At 47.8% G+C, this 25,783-nt stretch carries 21 protein-coding genes; 3 read left to right on the top strand and 18 right to left on the bottom strand.

The annotated features are described in order from the left end of the window. Window positions 1–247: 247 nt before the first annotated feature. The 3 genes from MHI37_RS04225 to MHI37_RS04215 form a co-directional block, all read right to left on the bottom strand. Complete coding sequence (locus MHI37_RS04225) at window positions 248–1,243, bottom strand: inorganic phosphate transporter (RefSeq protein WP_076338741.1); 996 nt, start codon at window positions 1,241–1,243, stop codon at window positions 248–250. A 24-nt stretch (window positions 1,244–1,267) separates the two neighbouring features. Continuing rightward, window positions 1,268–1,879 carry a DUF47 family protein gene (locus MHI37_RS04220; RefSeq protein WP_076338740.1) on the bottom strand — a complete coding sequence of 204 codons (612 nt, stop codon included), beginning with the start codon at window positions 1,877–1,879 and terminating at the stop codon, window positions 1,268–1,270. Between the two features lie 221 nt (window positions 1,880–2,100). Continuing rightward, window positions 2,101–3,174 carry a DUF3048 domain-containing protein gene (locus MHI37_RS04215; protein WP_076338739.1) on the bottom strand — a complete coding sequence of 358 codons (1,074 nt, stop codon included), beginning with the start codon at window positions 3,172–3,174 and terminating at the stop codon, window positions 2,101–2,103. 169 nt (window positions 3,175–3,343) lie between these two features. Between MHI37_RS04215 and MHI37_RS04210 the strand changes: the two genes are divergently transcribed. The 3 genes from MHI37_RS04210 to MHI37_RS04200 are packed head-to-tail and all read left to right on the top strand — an operon-like array spanning window position 3,344 to window position 7,096. Beyond that, on the top strand, window positions 3,344–4,459 hold the full coding sequence (locus MHI37_RS04210) for an endospore germination permease (protein ID WP_076338738.1): 1,116 nt from the start codon (window positions 3,344–3,346) through the stop codon (window positions 4,457–4,459). Continuing rightward, window positions 4,440–5,939, top strand: a complete 1,500-nt coding sequence (locus MHI37_RS04205; RefSeq protein WP_076338737.1) for a spore germination protein — start codon at window positions 4,440–4,442, stop codon at window positions 5,937–5,939. The genes MHI37_RS04210 and MHI37_RS04205 overlap by 20 nt, the downstream gene beginning before the upstream one ends. Next, window positions 5,936–7,096, top strand: a complete 1,161-nt coding sequence (locus MHI37_RS04200; protein ID WP_076338736.1) for a Ger(x)C family spore germination protein — start codon at window positions 5,936–5,938, stop codon at window positions 7,094–7,096. The genes MHI37_RS04205 and MHI37_RS04200 overlap by 4 nt, the downstream gene beginning before the upstream one ends. A 51-nt stretch (window positions 7,097–7,147) precedes the next feature. Here MHI37_RS04200 and MHI37_RS04195 read toward each other — a convergent pair whose 3' ends face one another. From MHI37_RS04195 to purB, 15 genes are all read right to left on the bottom strand, one after another. Further along, window positions 7,148–7,969 (bottom strand): alpha/beta fold hydrolase, encoded by an 822-nt coding sequence (locus MHI37_RS04195; RefSeq protein WP_076338735.1) that lies wholly within the window; start codon window positions 7,967–7,969, stop codon window positions 7,148–7,150. 337 nt (window positions 7,970–8,306) lie between these two features. Further along, window positions 8,307–9,701 (bottom strand): HAMP domain-containing sensor histidine kinase, encoded by a 1,395-nt coding sequence (locus tag MHI37_RS04190; protein ID WP_076338734.1) that lies wholly within the window; start codon window positions 9,699–9,701, stop codon window positions 8,307–8,309. Then, window positions 9,698–10,531 carry a response regulator transcription factor gene (locus MHI37_RS04185; RefSeq protein WP_076338733.1) on the bottom strand — a complete coding sequence of 278 codons (834 nt, stop codon included), beginning with the start codon at window positions 10,529–10,531 and terminating at the stop codon, window positions 9,698–9,700. Before MHI37_RS04185 ends, MHI37_RS04190 begins: the two co-directional genes overlap by 4 nt. Before the next feature lie 24 nt (window positions 10,532–10,555). Next, window positions 10,556–12,001 (bottom strand): VCBS repeat-containing protein, encoded by a 1,446-nt coding sequence (locus MHI37_RS04180; protein WP_076338732.1) that lies wholly within the window; start codon window positions 11,999–12,001, stop codon window positions 10,556–10,558. A gap of 30 nt (window positions 12,002–12,031) precedes the next feature. Next, window positions 12,032–12,949, bottom strand: coding sequence for a polysaccharide deacetylase family protein (locus MHI37_RS04175; protein ID WP_256710643.1), 918 nt, complete (start codon window positions 12,947–12,949; stop codon window positions 12,032–12,034). A 219-nt stretch (window positions 12,950–13,168) separates the two neighbouring features. Then, window positions 13,169–14,434, bottom strand: a complete 1,266-nt coding sequence (purD, locus tag MHI37_RS04170) for a phosphoribosylamine--glycine ligase (protein WP_076338731.1) — start codon at window positions 14,432–14,434, stop codon at window positions 13,169–13,171. A gap of 104 nt (window positions 14,435–14,538) precedes the next feature. Next, entirely contained in the window at window positions 14,539–16,086 is a 1,548-nt protein-coding gene (purH, locus tag MHI37_RS04165; protein ID WP_076338730.1) for a bifunctional phosphoribosylaminoimidazolecarboxamide formyltransferase/IMP cyclohydrolase, read from the bottom strand. 555 nt (window positions 16,087–16,641) lie between these two features. Continuing rightward, window positions 16,642–17,253: a phosphoribosylglycinamide formyltransferase gene (gene purN / locus MHI37_RS04160; protein WP_076338729.1), complete on the bottom strand. Its 612-nt coding sequence runs from the start codon at window positions 17,251–17,253 to the stop codon at window positions 16,642–16,644. Next, entirely contained in the window at window positions 17,253–18,296 is a 1,044-nt protein-coding gene (gene purM / locus MHI37_RS04155; protein WP_076338728.1) for a phosphoribosylformylglycinamidine cyclo-ligase, read from the bottom strand. The genes purN and purM overlap by 1 nt, the downstream gene beginning before the upstream one ends. A gap of 70 nt (window positions 18,297–18,366) precedes the next feature. Then, window positions 18,367–19,851 carry an amidophosphoribosyltransferase gene (gene purF, locus MHI37_RS04150; protein WP_076338727.1) on the bottom strand — a complete coding sequence of 495 codons (1,485 nt, stop codon included), beginning with the start codon at window positions 19,849–19,851 and terminating at the stop codon, window positions 18,367–18,369. Then, entirely contained in the window at window positions 19,833–22,079 is a 2,247-nt protein-coding gene (gene purL / locus MHI37_RS04145; RefSeq protein WP_076338726.1) for a phosphoribosylformylglycinamidine synthase subunit PurL, read from the bottom strand. The genes purF and purL overlap by 19 nt, the downstream gene beginning before the upstream one ends. After that, window positions 22,057–22,752, bottom strand: a complete 696-nt coding sequence (gene purQ / locus MHI37_RS04140; protein ID WP_076338725.1) for a phosphoribosylformylglycinamidine synthase subunit PurQ — start codon at window positions 22,750–22,752, stop codon at window positions 22,057–22,059. Before purQ ends, purL begins: the two co-directional genes overlap by 23 nt. A gap of 4 nt (window positions 22,753–22,756) precedes the next feature. Further along, window positions 22,757–23,002, bottom strand: coding sequence for a phosphoribosylformylglycinamidine synthase subunit PurS (purS, locus tag MHI37_RS04135; RefSeq protein ID WP_179090289.1), 246 nt, complete (start codon window positions 23,000–23,002; stop codon window positions 22,757–22,759). A gap of 566 nt (window positions 23,003–23,568) precedes the next feature. Continuing rightward, a complete protein-coding gene (locus tag MHI37_RS04130; protein ID WP_076338723.1) occupies window positions 23,569–24,465 on the bottom strand; it encodes a phosphoribosylaminoimidazolesuccinocarboxamide synthase in 897 nt (298 codons plus the stop codon). A 15-nt stretch (window positions 24,466–24,480) separates the two neighbouring features. Continuing rightward, complete coding sequence (gene purB, locus MHI37_RS04125) at window positions 24,481–25,776, bottom strand: adenylosuccinate lyase (protein ID WP_076338722.1); 1,296 nt, start codon at window positions 25,774–25,776, stop codon at window positions 24,481–24,483. Between the last annotated feature and the right edge of the window lie 7 nt (window positions 25,777–25,783).

Genomic DNA, 25,783 nt, shown 5'->3' with positions numbered 1-25,783 from the left:
TCTCAATCCATGCACAGCTGTTACTACAATGTGTATATCTCACAAAGCTGCATAGGCATAATTCATACACAGCTGTTACTAATTATGTGTATACGCGCAATTTTCGCTAATTTCCGATCATTGTTGTCCACAATATTTTACTGCCGCATCGCAAAAAAACACAAAAAATAGTGAGAAAAATCTCATTCCCCATGAACCTTAGCTCATGGCGAGTGAGGTTTTCCCCACTATCTCAATTCACATCATCTTACAGGAATATTAAGCGGATAATCCAATAGAAGAACATAGCCATTAAAACTGTAAATGGAATGGTAATGACCCATGCAATGCCGATGCGACCCGCAACTCCCCATTTAACGGCAGAGAAACGCTTCGCGCTGCCTACACCGAGAATCGAAGAGGTGATGACATGTGTTGTGCTGACGGGCAAGTGAATCATTGTCGCCGTCAGAATAACTGCTGCAGAGCCTATGTCCGCTGCGAAGCCGTTAATAGGCTCGATTTTGAAAATTTTTGTACCCATCGTCTTAATAATCTTCCAGCCGCCGACAGAAGTACCTAGTGCCATTGCTGTAGCCGCAGAAATCTTAACCCACAGTGGAACGTCCATCGTCGATTGAACTCCTGAAGCAACGAGTGCAAATACGATAATACCCATCGCTTTTTGAGCGTCATTCGTACCGTGTGAGAACGATTGAAACGCCGCTGTAATAATTTGCCCAAAGCGGAACCCTTTGTTCACTTGGTGAGGACTTGATTTGGCAAATATTTTTTTTAATATCCACATGATAATGAAACCCGCAGTGAACGCAATAATTGGAGAGAGAATCAAGGCTTGGACAATTTTCATCAAACCGCCCGAATTGATTGCACTCATCCCAGCTCCACCAATGACTGCGCCCGCAAGGGAGCCAATCAATGCATGTGATGAAGAGGAAGGAATCCCAAACCACCATGTAATTAGATTCCAAGTGATGGCTGCTAACAGAGCAGCAATAACAATGGGAACCCCATGCTCCAGCTCAGCCGGATTCGCGACACCTTTACCTATGGTAGCTGCTACTCCGGTAAATGTAATCGCGCCGACAAAGTTCATAACTGCAGCCATCATGATCGCAACTCTAGGCTTTAGAGCCCGTGTTGATACAGCTGTGGCAATCGCATTGGCTGTATCATGAAATCCATTTATAAAATCAAACGAAAGCGCCAAAAAGACAACAATCCAAAGAACCATTAAATCCATTGTGAAATACTCCTACTCATCAGATTAGCTGTTACGCATAATGATCGATTCCAGCGTATTAGCAACATCTTCGCAGTAGTCGGTCGTTTGCTCCAGCATCTCGTATATCTCTTTGCGTTTCATCAATTCAATCGGATCACTAACGTTAGTAAACAAGCTCTTAATGCAAACACGAAGCAAATCATCAGCTTGATTCTCAAGCTCATTAAGCGCAATATTCGGTTCACGAATCGCAAGCAGCTTCCGCTGTGTCAGCAAGTAGATTGCTTTCTTGATTTGGTGTGAAGATCGAACGAGAATATCACCGAAAAGTGTGATGTACTCATCCTTTTCCTGAATATTGTACATTTCAAAACGGGAAGCACAAGCTTCAATTCCGTCAAGCACATCATCAAGCGATGATGTAAGGGCCATAATATCTTCGCGCTCGATTGGAGTAATGAACGTTTTGTTCAATTCCTTCAAAATCGTGTGCACATGTTTGTCGCATCTGCTCTCGAATTCCTTCATCGTTTTAGCAAAAGCCGACACGTCCGATAAATCTGAAAGGCCTTTGGCGAAATACTCAACAGCCTCGACGATAGCGTCTGCCATCTCTTCGAACGTCTTAAAGAAAATATCCTTTTTCTTGAACATCGTAATCCCCTTTACTCGACTTGATGTTTAGGCGTAGTATGATGAGCCCACAATATCTTAACATAGTTTACATGTGAATTGTTAAGAGAATGTAAAGGTTTTATGAAAATAAAATAAAATTCAAAAAAAATATAAAAAAAAACGCAATCTTGTAACAAGATTGCGTCCTTTTATCCTTGGAAGCTCATCCGTTAACCGTTGTTAACAGTGTTTCCAATTAACTATAATTGTACCCAAACAACATGCCCCTCAAATGTAGGCTTGTTTGGCACGATGTGAAAGAAGGTCTTTCCGGGCACAAATGAAACCTCAGCTCCATTAATTACAATTCTAATCATTCCATCAGGAGCCCGAACCCACTCCGCCTCTACCGCTTTCCCTCTTTGAAAGAGAATGGCCTTGCCGCCCTTGTCAAGGTCAACAGCAAGTCTCCCTTCGTTATCAAGTGTTTGGTGATCCGCGCCTAAGACAACTAAATTCGTCGCTGAAAGCTGCTCGTTATTGTTCAGATCAATATGAGGATTATCACCAATTGAACGTTTGTAGAGGCCTGTCGCTGATTCATATTTGTAGCCTACATTATAATTTTTGAGTAAAAAATTAATCGTAATGTCATTGGCTGGAACGCCGATTTCTGCAACACCCGTTTCTGCAAACGTATACGGCAGAGCTTGCTTATCCATGCTGTACTTCTTCTTCTCAGCTCCCTCGCGAAGCTTCTCTAAGCTCGAATAGAGATTATGCGGCGCTTTCCGATCCTTGCTTCTCCAGAAATAACTCCCCGCATTCGAGATCTCGTCCAAATAAGGCTTGCCCTGCCGCTGTAAGATGGCATAACCATCGTTGCTTGCTCCTGCATGTGCGAGTACCGCCCCGAAGCTGTCCCCAATATCAATAAGATAAGGCCTGATGCTGCGAATCGGTCCAATCGTATCCGCCACTGCACTCGTACTTTGAAATACTGCGACTAAGCGTGTAATCCCGCCTTCGGCGAGTACTTCCCATATCACATCAGCGTTCGTTAGCCCAGACTGTGGACGGGCTGCCGCAAAATTGTTAATCATGACAACAATCGGTCTTGCGGTTGCAGCTTGCTCAAGCTTAAGTCCGGTTAGAGGAGCATCGTAGGGGAGGGGAGTTGGCTCAGTCACTGATTCTGTCTCCATTGATGGTTCGATTGTCTCATTAGAATGCTGCGGCGATTCATTTGCCCCGTCACCTCCGCTGCATGCCGTTATGAATAGTATGAGCGATAATAACAGCGAAACAGCCAAAATTCGGATTCTTTTATTCATTCATTAGCCCTGCCTTCCACCGCTACGTATAGCTTGTATTCGTTTACACTCACCTTCCATTTAAACACAATTCAAGCTAGATGTCTTGACAAAAAAGTTGTTTTCTCGGATATAAAATCCATATATTGCACATGTTATCCTTATCTCCCACTAGAAAGAGGGTGTTGATATGGGCAGAGGGAGCGGACTTATCGGTATATGGGCGTCCTTTACAATTCTACTATTAAGCGCTGGTTTAGTGTCTCATGTGATGTCTATTCCGCTGATTCTCGGCGTGGCGCAGCGTGATTCATGGCTATCCGTCATTTTTACAGCACCGTTTTTTTTACTGTGGATACTCATCCTATTCGGCATTATAAAAAAACTTAACCGTGAGCGGCTGCCCGATTGGATTGAAAGACAGTTCGGCATCATTCCGGCGTGGGCGTTTCGTATATCAGGAGTCGTCATGCTGTTTACTTCCGGTACCTATACACTTTTTGACACCTCGGCGTGGACAGTTTCTACCTATATGCAGCAAACCCCTATATTTGTCGTTATCGCCATTTCGATTCTTGTGTCTCTGCTAGCAGCTTATCAAGGACTTAAGACGATTGCTTTGACTTCGAGCGTTCTGCTTCCCTTAGTGATCATTCTCGGTTATTTCGTTTCCATCGCAAATATTAAATATAAGGATTACGATCTTTTGTTCCCAATTTTCGAAAACGGCTGGCTCCCCGTCGGCAGAGGCACGTTTTATGCACTCGCCGGGCTGCTGGAGCTATGGGTCCTCCTCTTATATCAGCATCAGCTTAATAAACAACTACGATGGTGGCATCTTGTCCTGCTAGCCTTGTTCATGCTTGGCATGGTCATCGGCCCAACCATTGGAGCCATTACAGAATTCGGACCGCAGGAAGCGGCCCTGCAGCGTCATACCGCCTTTGAGCAATGGAGAATCGTAAACATGGGGCTGCTTCTGCAGCATGTAGACTTTCTGTCCATCTATCAATGGTTATGCGGCTCCTTCGCTAGAATTGCCATTTCCCTATATTTGATTACAGATCTGCTAAACGTCCGCACGCCTATTAAGCGCTTAGTCACCCTATCCGTGCTATCTGTTTGTATGACAAGCATATCTTTATATCCGTGGCGTGACGATCAAACCTTGCAATACTTAGCTTCTGTTCATTTTCCTGCATTAGCGATTTATGTGTTGACGCTAACCGTTATACTTGCATTCGCTGTACTCATTCGAAGCTGCAAACGAAAGGAGCCTAAAACTAATGACAGCAAGGATGGATGAATCTACCCAAAAACCTATCTATTTGGATGAACATAAGCTCCGCAGCTGGTTTGCTAATGCTGAGGATGTACATGTCTTTACACATATGTTCGGCTCGCCGTCCGCAGCTGTTCAAGGCATATTTATCTATTGCAACGGAATGACAGATATTGCGATTATTAATGATGTCATTCTGCCCGAGCTGGACAAGGTATTTGAGCAAACCAGCTTCAAACGACGGGAGGATGTACAGCGCAGCGCTAATTTGCAATGGAACGCCCATGATTCAAATAGTCAGCTGATCGACCGCAAAAAGCTTGCTTCCTTTGTCTTTGAAGGTTTTATGATCTTCTGTTTGCCATCCCTTCAAATGCTATGGACCGTAGATATTGCTAATCTTCCTAGCCGTGAGCCTAATGAATCAACTTCGGAGGTATCGATACGCGGTCCAAAGGACGGCTTTGTTGAGCATATCTCAGTTAACATTGCACTTATCCGAAAACGGCTTCGCACCGACACATTAGCCTGTCAATATTTCACGATCGGTTCTAGAACCTTAACCAAGACAGCGCTGCTCTACATTGAAGATATTGCTGATACCGAGACGATTAAACTTGTTCGACATAAGCTCTCTAGCATCGATGTAGAGAAGCTTATTTCAACTGGACAGCTTGAGGAGCTGCTCTCTCCCTCGCCTATCATGTTATTTCCTCTTACCGATTACACTGGACGGCCAGATTTTGCAGTCGATTGCCTGATGAACGGTCGTTTTATCATTTTAGTGGATGGAAATCCGACCTGCATCATTGCACCAATTAACTTATTTTTGCTTATGAAATCACCGGAAGACGCCTATTTCCCCCCATTGTCCGTTAACATTGGACGCATCCTGCGTTTTGCCGGATTGCTGACAACTATTTTTTTGCCAGGCTTTTATATCGCGCTTACGGTTTTTCATACGGATCAAATACCATTCCCTCTGCTCGCGACCATATCATCGGGGAGACATGGACTACCGATGGAGTCCTCACTTGAGATGTTTTTTATTATGTGCTTGATGGAGCTGTTCCGAGAGGCTGGCGTGCGCCTACCAAGCTCAATTGGGCAAACACTGACGGTTGTGGGGGGGCTAATTATTGGTGATGCCGCTATTCGAGCTGGCATGATTTCTCCCTTAATGATTGTTGTTACAGCGATAACCGTTGTCAGCAGCTCCACACTGGTCAATCAAGTCCTTACAAGCACAACCATATTACTACGTTTTGCCTCTTTCTTTATGGCAGCTACGCTTGGAATGTACGGGTTTATTTTATCGATCATTTTATTTGTGATTTATTTATCCTCCATACAATCATTCGGCATTCCCTACTTGGCACCCTTGTCGCCACTTAATTTGAGGCAGCTTGTCGTTTCCCTATTAAAAATTCCTTTTCGGTGGAACAAGCGCAGGCCTGATTACCTACATACGCAAAAACCCAGAAAGGATGGGAGCCGCCCATGATCCAGCTATCACGTTTACTATCCCTGGTAGTTGCCGTTGGTGTTTGCATGACCATAACCGGCTGCTGGAGCGCAACAGAGGTACAGAACGCCAGCTATGCAAAGGCGATTGGTATCGATTATAAAGATAATAAATTTATCATTTATGTGCAGCTTCTTGACTTTTCCAATATAGCGAAGTCAGAAGCAGGAGGCAAGGCAAATGAAAAAGCAATCGTATGGGTCGGCAAGGGCAAAGGGGAAACTTTAGTTTCTGCCATTACCGATTTGTATAAAACGGCACAATATCGGATCTCATGGGGGCATGTCTCCGCTATCATTCTTTCCGAGGCCGCAGTCTATGCCCATGGAGCGAAAATATCGGATATGATCAATCGCTACCCCGAAATTCGGTATAATGCATGGATATACGGCACTCGCTCGCCTATGGAGAAGGTGCTGGCCACAACACCTTTTTTCAAGCTTTCGCCTTTAGCCTCCATCATCCATGACCCCACGGGCAACTATAAACAGAGCTCACTCTTTCCGCCCGTCTTGTTTTTTAAATATATAGCTAAATCCAAAGAAACCTCAGCAACATCCTATTTGCCCAGCCTTGGCATTAATTCTGTCCAATGGGCGGAAAGTGACACAAAGATGCCGATGCTGATGATCAATGGTGCATTTTTCGAGTACGGTGAACAGGCAAAGGGCTTCATACCGCGCGCTAAGCTAGCTGGATACCATTGGCTCGTCCCGAATATGAATTCATCGCCTCTTGTCGTTAAGAAAGATGGTAAGATCTATGCTGAGCTTAGCCTTCGGAGCCTGGATGTCAAAATTATACCCACCGTCAGCGGTCAAGAGGCTCTCTTTCACATCAAGGCGAAATATAAGGCGGGAATGTTTGAATATTTAATAGACACCCCTTATAAAGAAACAACTCAAATTGCAGAGGAATTAATCAAGAAGGAAATCATGGATACGTACAAGGAGGGGCTGAAAATCGGGGTTGATCTCTTTGAGCTTGGGCATGTGCTGCGGCTCAAGCAGCCTGTACTATGGAAAAAACTCTCCAATAACGGCAAGCAGCTAGTTATCAACTCAAACTCGATTAAGTCGATCGATATCCAAGTGAATATTCCATACAACGGAAAATTCAAGCGTCAGGCCGAATAAAGGGAAGGAGTCTTTTCACAAAAAGACTCCTTCCTTCATTGCTTGTTCAGCTTAAATACTCCAGTTGTGCCAATCCTCCTGCTGCTTATCGAGACCGTTCAGCCAAACTGACGTTAAACGTATCGCTTCTTCCTGATGCTCGCGCGATGAGTACGTATGATTAGCCTGAAAAATAATTTCTTTATCGCATAAACCCTCGTTGCGGGTCCAGAATACCTTTTGATATAGAAAGCTGTAATCGACAGGAATGAGCTCGTCACTCGTACCGTGTACAAGCAGCACCTCCCCGCCAAACTTTGTCGCCGCTTGGAACGGCTGATGCTGAAGCAGCGATTCGAAGAACACTTGCTGCAGCGTGTAGCCTTGATAGTCGGAGCTGCCAGCAGTGACCGCAGTATCATAGCTGTTGCGCCCAACAATACGAACAATATCATTAAATGGATAGGCAACTGGCGACCAGAGCACTAATCGCTTCGCACGTTTGTCCTTCACTGCCGTCATAATAGCAACGGCTCCACCCAGGCTATGGCCAAGCAAGACGATACGGAGAGGATCTACACATTCCATGCTTGCTACATAATCTATCGCGCTTCTTGTCTGATCAACCATGGAATCGAAGCCGAGAGAGCCGTAATCCCCGCCGCTCTCTCCGCAGCCGCCATAATCAAAGCGCAGAACGTAAGAGCCTTGCGCTGCAAGCGCCCGAGCCGTTTTCACAAACAATCGATCTACTCCAATACGGGAACCAACAAATCCGTGGCATATAATAATCGCTTGTTTCTTCTCAGAATTGTTTTTGCTTCCATCTGTAGGGTAATGTAGTGTTGCTGCCAGCTCCAGCTCGTTATGTCGCAACGTCAAATGCTTTTCCATCCTGACAACCTCCTGATCGCTTATATATAATAATTCCTACCTGTATACTATGGATTAATATTAAGATCATAATATCATCACTGCTTGCACGCTGTCAATCGGTATTTTGCCGTCACATCGGGACATACTACTTTTAATCCGAAGCAGTACTTTGCTTCCACCACATGCTTTAAGGAGGTTCTTTATGCCTTTATGGATGGAATGGCTGAAGGAGCATTGGTTGTCCTTCTTGCTTATTTTAGGTATCGTCGTCGCCATTATTTATGTAATTGCAAACCGCAAGCTTCTCTTCTACAAAGAATGACGACTAAGACCACCCCAAAGCAGTGGCTATGAATTAGCCCTCATGCAGAAGCGGTATCTTAATCGTCACGATTGTACCGGCTCCACGTTCACTGTCAATCGTAAGCTGACCGCCGTGGAGCTCTATAATTTCCTTGCAAATAGCGAGTCCAAGACCTGAGCCGCCTAGAACGGTATTAGCCTTATAAAACTTTTCGGTAACATGCGGTAGATCCTCAGCCTCAATTCCACAGCCAGTATCGGCTACAGTAAGCATAGCGTTGTCCTGCTCAGTCGCAGTAGCCACTCGTACCGTGCCGCCTGCAGGCGTAAATTTGATCGCATTGTCAATCAAATTGATAATAACCTGCTTCATACGATTCGCATCTCCGCGCACGACGATCGGGCTTTTTCCATAGGTGGCCAATATACGTACTCGTGTATGCTCCTCGCGCACCGCTAGCTGATTTACCGTCTCTTTAATAGGGCCGTTAAAATCAAGCACCTCGCGGTTCAGCTCCATCGTCCTTGCAGACAGCTTCGAGAAATCCAGCAAATCCTCAACAAGCCCGGATAACCGTTCTGTTTCCTTGCTAATGATCGACAGCCCCAGTTTAACTTCTTCGTCATCCTCGCCAGGCTCGCTTTCCTTAAGCGTTTCGCTCCACCCCTTGATCGAGGTTAAAGGCGTTCGGAGCTCATGTGAAATTGAAGAAATAAAATCGTCCTTCAGCTTCTCCCGCTTGCTAAGCTCGATAACCATTGCATTAAAGGTTTCCGCGAGCTGTCCAATTTCATCATCATTGCGTTGACTAGCACGACGCGTCCAGTCCCCCTCAGCCATATAGCGCGCTGCCCTAGTCAACTCGCGAATGGGCTTCACTATACGCTGTGCAAGAAACAGGCTTAGACCTAGAAACAGCAGCACGACACCGATGCCGACTGCTGCGGCCATTCGGATAAGTGTGCCGACCATCGCATCCACCTGGTTAAGGGACGCAGAATAACGCAGCATGGACACGACACGTGTCTCATTCCAGAGTGGAATGGTCACGGTCATAACCCGCTCGCCATAATAAGGATCGATTCCTCTCCAGCTGCCGGTCGTGCCCCCTGTAGCTGCCTTCACGTCAGCTGTCGTGTAATGAATTTTCGGCGCAAAACCATCAGAATCAATGCGAATTTGGCCTGTACTATCAAGCAGCTGCAGCCTGATTCCGCTCTCCACCATATATTGAAGCATATAATCGCCTTGATCCTGTACCGTAAGCGAGGAAAGAGAACGGCTATGCAGCGTCAGGGCAGACTCTGCTCTTTGCCTGACCGAGCTCTGAGCGCTTCCATAGTAGTAGTTCCACATCAAAGCAGCGAATACACCACCAAGTACGCTGACAACAAGTACAATGAGGAGCAAATAGCTCCACACCATTCTCGTTTGAACGCTTTTCATTGGTCGACGCCCCTCTTCCATCGATAGCCATAGCCCCATACTGTTTCGATAAAGGCAGGATCAGACGGGTTTTTCTCGATTTTTTGACGAATTCTCCGAATATTCACGTCAACTACCTTAAGATCACCGACATAATATCGGCCCCATACCTCTGTTAAAATATAATCTCGACTCACACTCTCGCCAACACGCTCCATCAGCAAGCGAACAAGCGTCCACTCCGTAGGAGTCAATATAATTTCCTTCTCATGCTTCCATAGCTTTCGTTCTACAACAGATAACCGAAATGGTACTACCCGCAGCTCTTGATGGATTCTGGCCAAAACCGGCGCTCGCAGTTGTGCCAATGCCGGCACTTCTTCACTCAGCTTCCTTTCAGCACCAACAGCCGTTTCTTTCACTGCAGCACTATCTAGTTTCGCTTGATCTTCCACAACCGAAGCAGGCTCTATTTCTGTAATCTCAGGTTTCATGCGCCGATAGAGTGATTTAATGCGGGCGATAAGCTCGCCTGGGCTAAACGGCTTTTGCACGTAATCGTCCGCTCCCAGCTCCAGCCCGTGGATTTTATCCTCTTCCTGAGACTTGGCCGTGAGCATAATAATTCCCATACGAGGATACCGCTTGCGCAGCTGCTCGCAAACCTCAAAGCCGCTTATCGTGGGGAGCATAACATCCAGAAGCGCAATATCGATCGGTCCCTCCGTCTCAGCAAGAGCTAACGCAGCTTCTCCCTCCTCGGCTTCAATGACCTCCATATCGTTCCGCTTCAGGTTAATGCGGACGAAGCCGCGAATAGACTCCTCGTCCTCCAGCAATAATATTCGCATTGCGTAAACACCCGCTTTTCTTTCTTAATCGTTACGAATCGTGATTGAGGCTGCAAGCTCCTCTTCCACCTTAACCATCTCATCGTACGCTTGCCGTTCCTCCTCAGGCCAAGACTGCGGCGCTTCCTTAATGAAGGATACCGCAAATACATTACCGCTATCGCTCAATAGCTGACGATAGGGCTTCGCTTGCTGCTTCCACTGTGCCTCAACACTTTCCCATTCCTTCTGAGGAACAGCATATAAAATTGCCAGCCCCGCCGTCTGGTCTGCTCTCTCATTCCAATAATCAATAGCTGCGAAGGCGTATTGCTCCTCCGAGCTATGAACCGTATAACGCCCCTGCCACTGCTCAGGTATCCGCAGCTGAATACCGTAATTATAATCGGTGAATTCCTCCGTTATTTTCACAAACTTTTCATTGCCATCCCATTGCACCCATTCATTCAACCATTTGGACGCGGAATAAGTAATTTCAGTATAGCCTGGCGCTTCTCTCGACCATTGCAGCTCCAAAATACCATCGCCATTAATATCCTCGCTCATCGAAGGCTTCCCATTCAGCCCTTCCTGTCCGTTGAGGATATCGGGATAAACGAGGCGAAGCTTATTTCGCTCCCAAGCATACATAACCGTGTAGGTGCTGTGCGCCCCTGTAGAAGCTTCTAAAATAATACCTCTATGGCGCGGCGATACACGTCCAATCAATAGACGGTCGTAATTATTAACATCATTATTAAGCTCTTCCGAGGTTAGTTCTTGGATGCTTCCGTTTCTCCAATTGTAAATAGTCAAGTGATATTCAGGCGAAGCCATTTCCTGACTGGTCCCAATCTCCGAAATAATAGCGAGCTCCGCTTGTCCGTCCTCGTTGATATCTCCTGTATCAGCGTACGAATAAGGAAGGGACTGCACTGGCGCAAGCGCTAGCTTGCCCGAATCGTTCCGGACCGGCTTACTGTTAAAAGAGTATATCTCTAATACGTTAGGACTGTCGAATGCACCGATCCAGCCGATCAAAACTTCCATATATCCATCATTGTCGAGATCTTCTATTTTCAACCAATCAATAAGTCTTGCAAGCGGCTGCTGCACCAGTACCCAAGGTCTCCATTGATTGGTTGTATGTCTAAACACCATAAGCTCTGGTGAACTATATTCATTGTAATAAGAGACGATTGCCTCCTCTGTACCGTCGCCATCCACGTCAATAAGTCGAATGGCCTCCATATGATCCTCTCGAAGAGGAAGCGTCAGCTTGCTGTATTCAGGTAAATATTTTTCAATAGCCGCCACGATTGCCTGTCTTTCCGGTGCTATCGCCGGCTTCTGCAGCAAATCTGCAGGAGCGGCAGTATACCGACAGCCCGTTGCCAGCAACAGGAGTGAGAAAGCGCCACTGAGGAGTACGCCGAGGCGTACGCTTTTCTCACGCCTATTCTTAGCGTCTGTTTGACTTGAAGCATCCAACTTTACAGCCTCCTCGTACATAAGCACGTGTTAAGCGCATTGATCAGCAAAAACGAAAGTATAGCCCATTCCTTCCAAATCATCAATGACTCCCGGCAAGGCTTGGACGGTGTTCTTAATATGCTTGCTGCCAAAAGAATGCATTAATATTATACCATTTGGTTTAGCCTCTTTTTTTATCATTTTGCGAATATCACTGGCAGAAGTCCCCGCCCAGTCCCGCGTATCAATATTCCAGCCTACCAGCTTACGATTATTCGCTTTCAATAAATCCTTGAGTGTATCTGATACAGCACCATAGGGAGCACGGAACATGCTCGGCGTGAAGCCAACAGCCTTCTTGATTACGGCATCGCCTGTTTTAACTTCCTCAATAATTTGCTGTTTTGTCAGCTTAGACAAGTCTTTATGATTGTAGGTATGATTGCCAATAGCATGCCCTTCGTCCACGATGCGCTGAAGCACCTCTGGATTTTTTGTTACTTGCTGACCTACGACAAAAAAAGTAGCCTTTACTCCCTTTTCCTTCAGGATATCCAAAATATCGGTCGTGTAACGTTTATCGGGTCCATCATCGAATGTTAATGCAATGAGCTTATCATTTTTACTCGGCTGCTCTTCCGCTTGCTGGTCTGGCTTATCAAGATCGACCACTGCAACGTTGCCAGGCTTACCCTTAGACGGCTTCCCCTCTAAATCAACATGGACAATATCTCCGCCCTCATTCCCATTCTTTCCAACGATTACAGCATCCTTGTCATCAGCTCCGCTTCCTGTCTGCGGTCCATGCTCTTCAATGACAACGTTTCCATCTGAATGCTTCCCGCCCCCTGCTACGGATGAAATGTTCAAAGCCTGACTCATCCCGCAACCACTAATACACATTACTGCTATAACCATAATGATCCAAACAAACATAGTTCGGCTATGCTTTTGCTGTGTTCCCATTCCGCTCACCTTCTATTCCTCGCTGATAGATTTATTATAACTCTAGCGTGCAGTGATAGAGTTACAAATTAGTAACACCTTTCGAGTAGATTTGACACATAAATCGCAGAAATATATATAAACAACAAAGAAGCCAGTCCGTAAATATGCTCTGCACGAGCATACTAGCGGACTGGCTTTGCTTAACACTATTGCGATTAATACGAGTAATGCGATTGATTAAACAAGTGCTTTAGCTGCGATATCTGTACGATTTTGCTTTCCTTCAAAGTCGATGACACTAACCGCCTCGTAGGCACGAGCACGAGCCTCGGCAATGTCACGGCCGCGGCCGACAATACCGAGCACGCGACCGCCATTCGTTACAAACTGACCATCCTGCTCAGCCGTGCCTGCATGGAAGATAAGCGCTCCCTGCGCCTCAGCCTCTGCTAGACCTGTGATCACGCGACCCTTTGGATACGACGCTGGATAACCCTCTGAGGCTACAACGACGCAGACTGCGGCTTCATCGCTCCACTGAATGTCAAGCTGATCTAAGTTGCCATTCATGGATGCAAGCACGATGTCAATAAGATCGGTTTGCAGGCGAGGCAATACGACCTGTGTTTCCGGATCACCCATACGCGCATTAAATTCGATCGTTTTCGGACCGTCCTTCGTAATCATTAGTCCTGCGAACAACACACCTCGGAAGGGACGCCCTTCACTGACCATCGCTTTGGCAGTAGGAATAATAATATTTTGGATCGATTCTTCAATAATAGCTGGATCGATATGCGGCAGTGGAGTATATGTACCCATTCCTCCCGTATTTGGACCCTTGTCACCGTCAAAAATCGGCTTATGATCCTGCGCCGGTACCATCGCGCGAACCGTTTCACCGTCAACGAACGCTAGAATCGACATTTCTTGTCCGACCAAACATTCTTCAATCACGATTTGGCTGCCTGCCTCGCCAAACACTTTGTTCACCATCATATCACGCAGCGCCTGCTCTGCTTCTTCAAGCGTTGCGGCAACCGTAACGCCTTTGCCCGCTGCAAGACCATCCGCTTTAATGACAATCGGTGCGGATTGCTCACGCAGGTAAGCCAGTGCTGCTTCAAATTCAGTGAACGTCTCATATTTCGCCGTTGGAATCTCATATTTCCGCAATAGATTTTTCATGAAGATTTTGCTGCCTTCGATTTCTGCTGCGTTTTTGCGAGGTCCATACGCACCGATACCTGCTGCTTCAAACGCATCTACAATTCCATCCGCAAGCGGATCATCGGGACCAACAAATACAAGATCAATAGCAGCATCCCGAGCAAAACGGATCAATTCATCAAATTGATTAACCGCAATCGGGACACATTCCGCAAGCTGCGCAATCCCGGCATTGCCTGGCGCACAAAAAATTTCTTTAACCTTCTCGCTTTTTTTAAGCGCCCAGACAATCGCATGCTCGCGTCCGCCGCCGCCAACTACCAAAATACGCATAACCAGCAACCCCCTAAAATACGTTATAAAACAGCTGCAGCCGCCGCTTCGCCAGCTTTCTGTCGTTAACGTGCGGCTGCCTATTGGAATGGATACATTCGATTCTAGTGTTTAAAGTGACGTACGCTTGTAAACACCATTGCGATATTGTTAGCATTAGCTGCTGCGATAGACTCTTCGTCTTTGATCGAGCCGCCTGGCTGAATGATTGCAGTAATGCCTGCTTTTGCTGCAAGCTCTACGGTATCTCCCATTGGGAAAAATGCATCGGATGCAAGTGCTGCGCCTTTTGCCGCTTCTCCTGCTTGCTCAATTGCAATGCGAGCTGCGCCTACGCGGTTCATTTGGCCCGCGCCAACACCGATCGTCATATCGTCCTTCGCAAGCAAAATCGCATTCGATTTCACATGCTTAACAACTTTCCAACCGAATAGAAGCTGCTTCAGCTCTTCAGCTGTCGGCTTGCGGTCTGTAACAAACTGCAAATCCGCTTCCGTTACGCTGTGAACATCGCTCTCCTGTACAAGCATGCCGCCGTCAACCGATGTTACAAGCCATTCCGGCTTGCGCTCGCCTGCTGCGGACAGCTCACCCAGCTTCATCAGACGAATGTTTTTCTTCTTCGTCAATATTTCAAGTGCCTCTGGCGTAAAGTCAGGAGCGATAATGATTTCAAGGAAAATGCCGCCAAGCAGCTCAGCTGTGTCAGCGCCAATTGTACGGTTAGCAGCCACGATACCGCCGAAGATCGAGGTAGGATCAGCTGCGTACGCTTTTTGGTAAGCCTCATGAATCGTAGCGCCAATGCCTACGCCGCAAGGGTTCATATGCTTAACCGCAACGACCGCCGGCTCGTCAAACTCTTTTAGAATCGCCAGCGAAGCGTTCGCGTCGCTAATATTGTTGTAGGAAAGCTCTTTGCCGTGCAGCTGCTCAGCTGTCGTTACATTGCCTGCCGCTGCAAGCGGCTTGCTGTAAAATGCAGCCTTCTGATGCGGATTTTCTCCATAACGAAGATCCTGAACCTTCTCGTAAGTAACCGTGTACGTCTCAGGCAATGACTCGCCCAATTGCTTGGTCAGGTAATCGGAAATAAGGGTATCATAAGCCGCTGTATGGCGGAATACTTTGGCAGTCAGGCGTTTGCGTGTCTCGAGCGTCGTATCGCCTTGTGCTTTCAATTCTTCAATAACCGTTCCATAGTCGGCAGTATCAACGACAACGGTTACGAATGCGTGGTTTTTGGCAGCCGAGCGAAGCATAGTCGGGCCGCCGATATCGATGTTCTCGATTGCGTCCTCATACGATACATCCGGCTTCGCGATTGTTTCTTTGAACGGATACAAATTAACGACAACAAGGTCGATATAATCCAGACCAAGCTCCTTCATCGTTTTCTGATGCTCTTCATTATCACGCACCGCAAGCAGACCGCTATGTACGGCCGGGTGCAGCGTTTTGACACGCCCATCCAAAACTTCCGGGAAGCCCGTTACATCGGAGATGCCGATAACCGGAATGCCTTCCTGCTGCAACAGACTGAATGTACCGCCTGTCGAAATAATTTGCACGCCTTGGCTCGCCAGCTCTCTGGAAAACTCCACAATTCCTGACTTATCAGAAACACTAATTAACGCTCTACGAATTGCCACGCAAATTCCTCCTCCTCTATTTGGCCAAACCCTTGCTTCTCATTTCCGCCGCTTTCGAACACATTAGATCTACTTTTTAGACCTAATTCGCTGCGAACAGCCCAAGTTAGTGAAATAGATCTATTTTATAGATCTATTCCTCCAGCTAACCACCGTTTGAGCTCATTTCCGCCGCTTTCGAACACATTAGGTCTACTTTTTAGTTCTAATTCGCTTCAAACAGCCCAAGTTAGTGAAATAGATCTATTTTATAGATCTATTCCTCCAGCTAACCACCGTTTGAGCTCATTTTCACCGCATTCGAACACATTAGATCTACTTTTTAGACCTAATTCGCTGCGAGCAGCCCAAGTTAGTGAAATAGATCTATTTTATAGATCTATTCCTCCAGCTAACCACCGTTTGAGCTCATTTTCACCGCTTCCGAACACATTAGATCTACTTTTTAGACCTAATTCGCTTCAAACAGCCTAAGTTAGTGAAATAGATCTATTTTATAGATCTATTCCTCCAGCTAACCATCGTTTGAGCTCATTTCCGCCGCTTTCGAACACATTAGCCGCTCACTCGCACATGGCGGCCTTCCAGCGTCACGCGGCCCTGCGCGATCTGTTGAATGACAGCGGGCAGCAGCGCTTGCTCAGCAGCATGAATACGCTCTGCAAGCGTCTCTTCCGTGTCCTCGTCCGCCACCTCAACCACGCGCTGCGCGATGATCGGTCCGCTGTCCATGCCGCCGTCCACATAATGAACGGTGACCCCCGTCACCTTCACTCCGTAAGCTAGCGCCTGCCCAATACCGTTCACGCCAGGAAACGCCGGCAGCAGTGCGGGATGAATATTGATCATACGCCCATAGAACGGCTCGACAAGCACTGACGTTATAATACGCATATAACCTGCGAGCACGATCAATTCAACGCCGCGGCGCTCAAGCTCGGCAATAATCTCCATCTCATACGCTTCACGGGACGGATAGTCCTTTGGCGTAAACAGGAACGTGTCTACGCCAGCCTTCCGCGCGCGCTGGGCGACGCGTGCAGCGGGCTTGTCACAAACAAGAAGCTCGATGGTTACATCGAGCTTCCCCTCCTGCACCGCATCTACAATCGCTTGGAAGTTCGTACCTTGTCCCGAAGCGAAAACAGCGATGCGAGGTGCTCCCATTATACTTCCGCTCCCGTAAACGTCACGATGCGGCTTCCTTCCGTAACCGTTCCGATACGGTAAGCCTGCTCACCAAGCTCTGCTGCTGCGCGAAGAGCCTCATTTGCTTGATCAGCGGGTACAACAACAATTAGACCAATGCCCATATTGAAAGTCGTGAACATATCACGATTCGTAATGCCGCCTTTATTTTGCATCAAATCGAAGATTGGCAGAATTGGCCATGAGCCGTATTCTACATCAACGTTTACGCCTTCTGGCAGTACCCGCGGAATATTTTCGATAAAGCCGCCGCCAGTAATATGCGCCATGCCCTTCACATTCACTTGCTCAATCAGCTTAAGCGCCGATTTCACATAGATACGAGTTGGCTCGATCAATACATCGCCAAGCTTCGCGCCGCCAAGCTCCTCAAGCTCTTGATCAAGCTTGTAGCCAGCATCCTCAAGAAGAAGGCGACGAACAAGCGAGAAGCCATTGCTGTGAATGCCGCTCGAAGCAAAACCAATAACAGCATCGCCAGCAGCAATCGTTGAACCGTCGATCATCTTCTTCTTATCAACAATACCAACTGTAAAGCCAGCAATATCGTATTCCCCGCCTTGGTACATGCCTGGCATTTCGGCTGTTTCGCCGCCGATCAAGGAACAGCCTGCTTGTACGCAGCCTTCTGCAATGCCTTTAACAATCGCTTCAATCTTCTCAGGAACGACTTTGTCGCATGCCAAGTAATCGAGGAAGAACAACGGCTCTGCGCCTTGTACGATAATATCGTTCACGCACATCGCTACAGCATCAATGCCGATCGTGTCATGCTTGTCCATAGCAAAAGCAAGCTTCAGCTTCGTTCCGACGCCGTCCGTTCCAGACACAAGCACAGGCTCATCATACTTATCCTTGTTTAGGCTGAACAAGCCGCCAAAGCCGCCAAGCTCTGCAAGCACCTCTGGGCGGTAAGTACGCTTTACGTGCTTCTTCATCCGTTCAACCGCTTCGTTGCCTGCCGCGATATCGACGCCGGCTTTTTTGTACGCTTCTGACACTCTCGGTCAACTCCTTATCTAATTTCGGGGCGCAAGCGCTCCATCATAGTCATTATTTACGCTGTTTATGCTAACAGCTGCAGCTTTTATCCGATTCTTCGTTAACCGGCGTTGGGTAATCATTATCGAAGCAAGCTAGACACATGCCGCGATTGTATGCACCATCATTGCCGCCAACCGAATCTACAAAGCCTTGGTCGGTTAAGAAAAATAATGAATCCGCGTTGATTTGTTTCCGTATCTCTTCCACCGTTCGATAAGAAGCGATAAGCTCCTTCCGATCCGGTGTGTCGATGCCATAATAGCAAGGGTTTTTGAAAGGCGGCGATGTGATCCGCACATGCACCTCAGTCGCTCCAGCCTCACGAAGCAGGTTGACGATACGAAGAGATGTTGTACCGCGCACAATCGAATCATCGATCATGACGACTCGTTTGCCCTCAACCACTTTGCGAACGGCGGACAGCTTCATTTTGACACCCTTCTCGCGAAGCTCCTGCGAGGGCTGGATGAACGTCCGTCCGGTATATTTATTTTTGATCAGGCCAAGCTCGTATGGAATGCCCGTTTGCTCCGCATAACCAATCGCTGCCGAAATACTGGAATCGGGAACACCCGTTACAATATCTGCATCAACAAAAGATTCTGAGGCCAGCTGGCGTCCCATCCGTTTGCGTGCCATATGAATGTTAATGCCATTAATATCACTATCCGGCCGCGCAAAATAAATATACTCCATCGCACACGTCGCACGGCGTTCCACCTCGGCGTAACGTTCCTCGCGCATGCCGTTAGCATCCAAAATAAGCAGCTCGCCGGGCTGCACATCACGCTCGTACACAGCTCCGATTGTCTCGAATGCACAAGACTCTGAGGAGAACACATATCCATCGCCGATACGTCCCATGACGAGCGGACGAAGGGCATGAGGATCAGCAGCAACGAGCAGCTTTTCATTTGTCATAATCAAGAACGCAAAGCCGCCGACAATCCGCTGCAAAGCTTCCTTAGCCGCCGTCTCGAAATCCTTCGATGAACGAGCGATAAGATGGGCAATAACTTCCGTATCGCTGGATGTTTGGAAGATAGAACCTGACATCTCTAGCTCATGACGAATTTCCGGAGCATTTACGATATTGCCGTTCGTAGCAACCGCAAGATCACCATCACGATAGCGGAAAATAAGCGGCTGTGCGTTAGCAAGCTTGCTCTCTCCTGCCGTCGAATAACGAACATGGCCAATGGAACGGTCACCTGCTAGAATATCAAGATTTTCTTTGTTGAAAACTTCCTTTACGAGACCCATGCCGCGATGATAGGCGAACTTATTGCCGTTCTTCGTATCCACCGTACATATTCCCGCGCTTTCCTCACCACGATGCTGAAGCGCATGAAGTCCATAATAAGAAAGGTTGGACGCTTCGGGGAGATTAAATACCCCGAACACGCCACATTCCTCACGCAATTTATCAAAAATATCGTCACGGCCAATGCCCTCGTTATAATGATCGCCTGTCCATAACAAAGGCTCCTGTCTTATTTTTTCATCAGACATGGAATCGCATCCTTCCAGACCTTCTCCAGTTGTGTTACCGGCGCCTGAATGCCGGCTTTTCCGTTTACGCTTATGGTCAGGCTGCTGCCCTTAACATTACCCACTTGTGCATGAACAACACCTTGCTCTGTAAGCCATGCTTGCAATGCCGCTGCTTGCTCCGGTTTAGCGGATAACAAAATACGAGATTGCGATTCACTGAACAACAGATGATCTGCACGCAAATCAGACGATAAAGCGACTTCCGCGCCAAAACGACCGCTAATACAAGATTCAGCTACAGCTACTGCAATGCCGCCTTCAGACAAGTCATGCGCTGAAGCTACAAGACCTTTTTGAATCGCGCCAAGCACAGCATCTAGAACCTTCTTCTCTGTCGCAAGATCAATTTCAGGAGGACGGCCAGCTGCCCCGCCTTGCATTACGTATTGAAGCTCGCTTCCGCCTAGCTCTGCTTTCGTCTCGCCAACGAGAATGATAACATCGCCTTCTGCTTTGAAGCCCTGCGTTGTAATATGGTCGATATCATGAACGAGACCTACCATACCGATAACCGGTGTCGGGTAAATAGCGCCCTTAGCGTTCTCGTTGTACAAGCTTACGTTACCGCCGATAACAGGCGTATTAAGCACGACGCAGGCCTCGGACATGCCGTCTGCTGACTTCTCAAGCTGCCAGAACACCTCTGGCTTCTCCGGGTTGCCGAAGTTCAGGTTATCTGTTACTGCTAACGGCTCTGCGCCTGAGCAAACGATGTTGCGCGCTGCTTCCGCAACGGCAATACGTCCGCCTACCTCTGGATCTAGATATACATAACGTCCGTTGCAATCTGTAGTCATCGCAAGCGCCTTGCGCGTACCGCGAATCGTCACAACTGCCGCATCGGAGCCCGGTTGAACTGCTGTCGATGTACGAACCATATAGTCATATTGATTGTAAACCCACTCTTTGCTCGCTACAGTCGGGGAAGCTAGAACCTTCTCCAAAGCGCCAGTGAGGTCGGTGATTTCTTCAAAAGCCAAAGTGTCTACTGCAGCATTTTCGCTGAAGTAAGCAGGCTCTTTCGATGGCTTGTCATAGACAGGACACTCGTCTACAAGCGCAGTAACCGGCATATCAGCAACCTCATGGCCTTGGTGGAACAGGCGAAGACGTCCGTCATCCGTTACTTTACCAACTTTGGCGCAAATGATGCCCCAACGGTCAAAAATTTCTTTCGCTTGTGCTTCATGCTGAGGCTCAACAACGAAGAGCATACGCTCTTGCGACTCGGAAAGCATCATTTCATAAGGAGTCATGCCTGTTTCGCGCTGCGGCACCTCATCAAGGTAAAGCTCTAGGCCGTTGCCTGCCTTGGAAGCCATCTCTGCGCTGGAGCAAGTAAGGCCTGCTGCTCCCATATCTTGAATACCAAGCACGATGCCGGAGTCGATAAGCTCAAGCGTTGCTTCCATAACCAGCTTCTCCATGAATGGATCGCCGACTTGTACCGCAGTACGATTCTCTTCCGATTCCTCAGACAGCTCAACAGAAGCAAAGGTTGCTCCGTGAATACCATCGCGGCCAGTTGCAGGACCTACATAAAATACCGGGTTGCCTACTCCCTTAGCGACACCGCGCTGAATTTTATCATGATCGATTAAACCTACACACATCGCATTAACGAGCGGGTTTCCTTCATAGCTCTCATCGAACATAACCTCGCCTGCAACCGTCGGTATACCAATACAGTTGCCATAGCCAGCTATGCCGCTAACAACATGCTCAAACAAATATTTTACGCGTTCATTCTCAAGGCGACCAAAGCGCAAGCTGTTCAGCAAAGCGATCGGACGAGCACCCATGGAGAAAATGTCGCGGATAATGCCGCCAACACCAGTTGCAGCGCCTTGGTAAGGCTCAACCGCAGATGGATGGTTATGCGATTCAATTTTGAATACAACCGCTTGGTTGTCGCCGATATCAACGATACCTGCGCCCTCGCCTGGACCCATTAGAACACGAGGCCCTGTAATCGGGAACTTCTTCAGGATTGGCTTGGAGTTTTTGTAAGAGCAATGCTCTGACCACATAACGCTGAAAACGCCGATCTCAGTATAGTTTGGCTTACGGCCAAGAAAGCCGCAAATTAGCTCAAACTCATAATCGGATACACCAAACTGGCTGTAAATCTTTTGCTCGGCAATTTGCTCCGCTGTCGGTTCCTTAGCTGTTAACTGCTGCGCCATGTTGTTCCCTCCATGCATTCAAGATCGATGTAAACATCCGTTTTCCGTCTTCCGAGCCAAGCAATTGATCAATTGCGCGCTCTGGATGCGGCATCATTCCTACTACGTTTCCTGCTTTGTTGCTAATGCCCGCGATGTTATCTACAGAACCGTTCGGGTTCGTGTCTCCCGCATAGCGGAATACGATTTGGTTGTTTGCTTTAAGCTCAGCAAGCGTTGCGTCGTCGCAATAATAGTTGCCTTCGCCGTGTGCGATTGGAATATTTATAATTTCATCCTGCGAATATTGGTTTGTAAATGGTGTGCTGCTGTTCACAACTTCAAGCTGCGTTTGATGGCAGCGGAACTTTAGTCCGTTGTTGCGGATCAATGCGCCTGGAAGAAGACCAGCTTCCGTCAAAATTTGGAACCCGTTGCAAATGCCCAAAATATATTTGCCTGCTTCAGCAGCTTTTTGAACCTCGCTCATTACTGCCGCGAATTGTGCAATTGCGCCGCAGCGCAGGTAGTCGCCGTAGGAGAAGCCCCCTGGCACTAGAATTGCGTCATACGAGGACAAATCCGTCGCTGTATGCCATACGTAGTCAACCGACTGGCCGATCGTGTCTTCAACTGCTTTGTAGCAATCGATGTCACAGTTAGAGCCTGGAAATACGAGTACCGCAAACTTCATAGCCTTATCCCTCCAGCTCAAAACGGAAATCTTCTACAACCGTGTTCGCGAACAGCTTCTCACACATGGATTTGATGCGTGCTTCCGCTTCTGAGCGGTCAGTCGTATCAAGCTCAAGCTCCAAATATTTGCCGATGCGTACTTTTTCGACTTCGGAGAAGCCAAGTGTGTGTAGAGCGCCTTGTACAGCTGTTCCTTGTGGGTCTAAAACGTTTTGCTTGATAGTGACGTAGACGGTTGCCTTCATAATAGCCTCCTGAAAATGTAGGTTTTTTCTCGCAAGAGCTTTTTTGCAAAATGTGATGGCCGCTCGGGCGCGGGAGTTATTGCTTACGCCGCTTTCGAAGCCGGAAAATTATGATTACACGCTCAGCGGTAATTTTCCGGCTTCAAGAAGCGATCGCTGTCGCTCTCCAGCAACAACTTCCCGCTCTCCGAGCTCTCACATTTTGAAATAAAACCCTTGCGAGGCTGGTCGGTGAAGCAGTGGACGGGGCCGCGTTTGCACTGGCCCTTAATTTCTTTATCTGCGTCCTGCGTTTGTCGCTGGCCGCCTGTACGGTAACGGCCTTGCGCTTTCTTTCGCGCTCAGGCCGCGGTTTATGGGGTGCAGCAGCGCTCTCGCTGACTGCCTGCCAAGGACGGCATGCACCGGACACCCCTATGTCAAAGTCATCGCTTTCGCTCGACGTTCTTGTAACCATTTCAACCTGCCTTGATCGGCAGATTAAGAGGTAACGGAATTTCTTGCCTCTAATTTACCCAAAAAAACCAGTTTGCAGCGTTTAGCGGGAATTTCAGGCGTTAATTGTACAGCTACAGCTCTGCGCCAGTAAGACGTTTGTAAATATCACGATAGCGAGCCGTTGTTTCGGCTACTACGGAATCCGGCAAAGGCGCTGGCTTGCTGTCACGATCCCAGTCAGAGCCAAGCAAGTACGTGCGTACCGGTTCTTTATCCATGCTGTCAATCTCGATGTCTAGAGCGTAGTTTCCTTCAGCCCAAAAGCGAGAAGAATCCGGCGTGAAAATTTCGTCAATGAGAATGACCTTCCCATCGATAAGCCCGAATTCGAACTTGCAATCTGCAAGGATAATGCCATGCTCAGCGCAATAAGCATGAGCAAACTCATAAAGCTTGATGCTGCGATCACGCAGCTCCTCTGCAAGCTCCGCTCCAACCATTTCAGCCATTTTCTCAAACGGAATGTCCTCGTCATGGCCTACGTCGTTTTTCGCTGCCGGCGTAAAGATTGGCGCTGGGAAACGCTCGTTTTTGCGCAAGCCTGCTGGAAGCTCTATACCGTTGATTGCCGATGTTTGCTGATATTGTCTCCAGCCGCCGCCTGTAATATAGCCGCGAACGACACATTCAATATCGATACGCTCCGCTTTACGAGTAACCATAATGCGGTTTTTCAGCAGCTCTGGCTCGGTAACCAGATCGCCAAGCTGCTCGACGTCAGTGTGAATGACGTGATTCACTTGAATGTCAGCCGTTTGCTCAAACCAATAAGCGGACAAACGGTTCAATACGTTGCCCTTATCCGGTACAGCTGGATCCAGCACGTAATCGAATGCGGAGATCCGGTCGGTCACAACGATTAGGAAATGCTCGCCCAAATCGTAAAGCTCGCGAACCTTTCCTTTATAGATGAGCGGAGCCTTAATATATTCGACAGCGCTCGACAAAGCTTGAGTTGGTGCAGTCATCAGGCCAGCCTCCTCTTAAATCAATCCCAAACGTGTGAAGATCGTATCCACATGCTTCAAATGCCAAGCTGGATTAAAGCAATCGTCGATCTCTTCCGTCGTAAGCACGCTTGTAATTTCCTCAGTCTCGCCGATGATGTCGCGGAACTGGCGCTGCGTCTCCCAAGCCTGCATCGCGCGCGGCTGCACGGTATCATAAGCTTTCTCGCGGCTGAAGCCTTTGTCGATCAGCTTAGTCAATACACGGCCCGAGAATGGAACACCGTAAGTAGCCTGCATGTTGCGCTTCATGTTTTCCGGGAACACTTGAAGGTTGTTGATGATATTGCCTAGACGATTAAGCATGTAGTTAAGCAGCATAGTCGCATCCGGTAAAATAATACGTTCTACCGAAGAATGACTGATGTCGCGTTCATGCCAGAGCGCAATGTTCTCATAAGCGGTAACCATATGTCCGCGAATGACGCGCGACAAGCCGGAAATGTTCTCGCAGCCGATTGGATTGCGTTTATGCGGCATTGCTGATGAGCCTTTTTGACCTTTAGCGAACGGCTCTTCCACTTCACGGAACTCACTCTTTTGCAGCGCGCGAATTTCAGTTGCGAACTTGTCGAGCGATGAAGCGATAAGCGCAAGTGTTGCCATATATTCAGCGTGACGGTCACGCTGCAAGGTTTGTGTGGAGATCGGAGCAGCCGTAATACCTAGCTTCTTGCATACAAATTCCTCAACGAAAGGATCGATGTCTGCGAAGGTGCCTACCGCACCGGACATTTTACCAAATTGCACATTGTTAGCCGCATGATGGAAACGCTCCAGGTTGCGCTTCATTTCCTCGTACCACAGCGCCATTTTCAAACCGAATGTCGTTGGCTGAGCATGTACACCATGGGTACGACCCATCATCGGTGTATCTTTATATTGAAGTGCTTTGTTTTTCAAAATTTCAACAAAACGCTCGATGTCCTTAACGAGTATATCGTTTGCTTGAAGCAATAGATAACCAATTGCGGTATCCACAACGTCTGTGGAGGTAAGGCCGTAGTGTACCCATTTGCCCTCTGGGCCTGCTTTCTCAGAAACGGCACGCGTGAACGCGATAACGTCATGGCGAGTTTCAAGCTCAATTTCATAGATGCGATCAATATCGAAGTCTGCTGATTCGCGTAGAGCGACAACATCCTCCTTCGGAATAGCGCCTAGCTCTGCCCAAGCCTCGCAAGCGCAAAGCTCAACCTCCAGCCATGCTCTGAATTTATTTTCCTCTGTCCAAATTGCTCTCATTTCTGGTCTGCTATAACGCTCCAACATTAATCCT

Origin of the sequence: Paenibacillus sp. FSL H8-0548 (genome assembly GCF_038630985.1) — a bacterium.
GTDB lineage: Bacteria > Bacillota > Bacilli > Paenibacillales > Paenibacillaceae > Pristimantibacillus.
This window is presented reverse-complemented; position numbering and strand designations above follow the sequence as displayed.

Coding starts and splice junctions, on each gene's coding strand:
- MHI37_RS04175 (WP_256710643.1), bottom strand. CDS start 12,949: ATGGGAACACAGCAAAAGCATAGCCGAACTATGTTTGTTTGGATCATT.
- MHI37_RS04215 (WP_076338739.1), bottom strand. CDS start 3,174: ATGAATAAAAGAATCCGAATTTTGGCTGTTTCGCTGTTATTATCGCTC.
- MHI37_RS04195 (WP_076338735.1), bottom strand. CDS start 7,969: ATGGAAAAGCATTTGACGTTGCGACATAACGAGCTGGAGCTGGCAGCA.
- MHI37_RS04210 (WP_076338738.1), top strand. CDS start 3,344: ATGGGCAGAGGGAGCGGACTTATCGGTATATGGGCGTCCTTTACAATT.
- MHI37_RS04190 (WP_076338734.1), bottom strand. CDS start 9,701: ATGAAAAGCGTTCAAACGAGAATGGTGTGGAGCTATTTGCTCCTCATT.
- MHI37_RS04225 (WP_076338741.1), bottom strand. CDS start 1,243: ATGGATTTAATGGTTCTTTGGATTGTTGTCTTTTTGGCGCTTTCGTTT.
- purN (WP_076338729.1), bottom strand. CDS start 17,253: ATGGGAGCACCTCGCATCGCTGTTTTCGCTTCGGGACAAGGTACGAAC.
- MHI37_RS04220 (WP_076338740.1), bottom strand. CDS start 1,879: ATGTTCAAGAAAAAGGATATTTTCTTTAAGACGTTCGAAGAGATGGCA.
- purL (WP_076338726.1), bottom strand. CDS start 22,079: ATGGCGCAGCAGTTAACAGCTAAGGAACCGACAGCGGAGCAAATTGCC.
- MHI37_RS04205 (WP_076338737.1), top strand. CDS start 4,440: ATGACAGCAAGGATGGATGAATCTACCCAAAAACCTATCTATTTGGAT.
- purF (WP_076338727.1), bottom strand. CDS start 19,851: ATGTCTGATGAAAAAATAAGACAGGAGCCTTTGTTATGGACAGGCGAT.
- purD (WP_076338731.1), bottom strand. CDS start 14,434: ATGCGTATTTTGGTAGTTGGCGGCGGCGGACGCGAGCATGCGATTGTC.
- MHI37_RS04130 (WP_076338723.1), bottom strand. CDS start 24,465: ATGACTGCACCAACTCAAGCTTTGTCGAGCGCTGTCGAATATATTAAG.
- purQ (WP_076338725.1), bottom strand. CDS start 22,752: ATGAAGTTTGCGGTACTCGTATTTCCAGGCTCTAACTGTGACATCGAT.
- purB (WP_076338722.1), bottom strand. CDS start 25,776: ATGTTGGAGCGTTATAGCAGACCAGAAATGAGAGCAATTTGGACAGAG.
- MHI37_RS04185 (WP_076338733.1), bottom strand. CDS start 10,531: ATGCGAATATTATTGCTGGAGGACGAGGAGTCTATTCGCGGCTTCGTC.
- MHI37_RS04200 (WP_076338736.1), top strand. CDS start 5,936: ATGATCCAGCTATCACGTTTACTATCCCTGGTAGTTGCCGTTGGTGTT.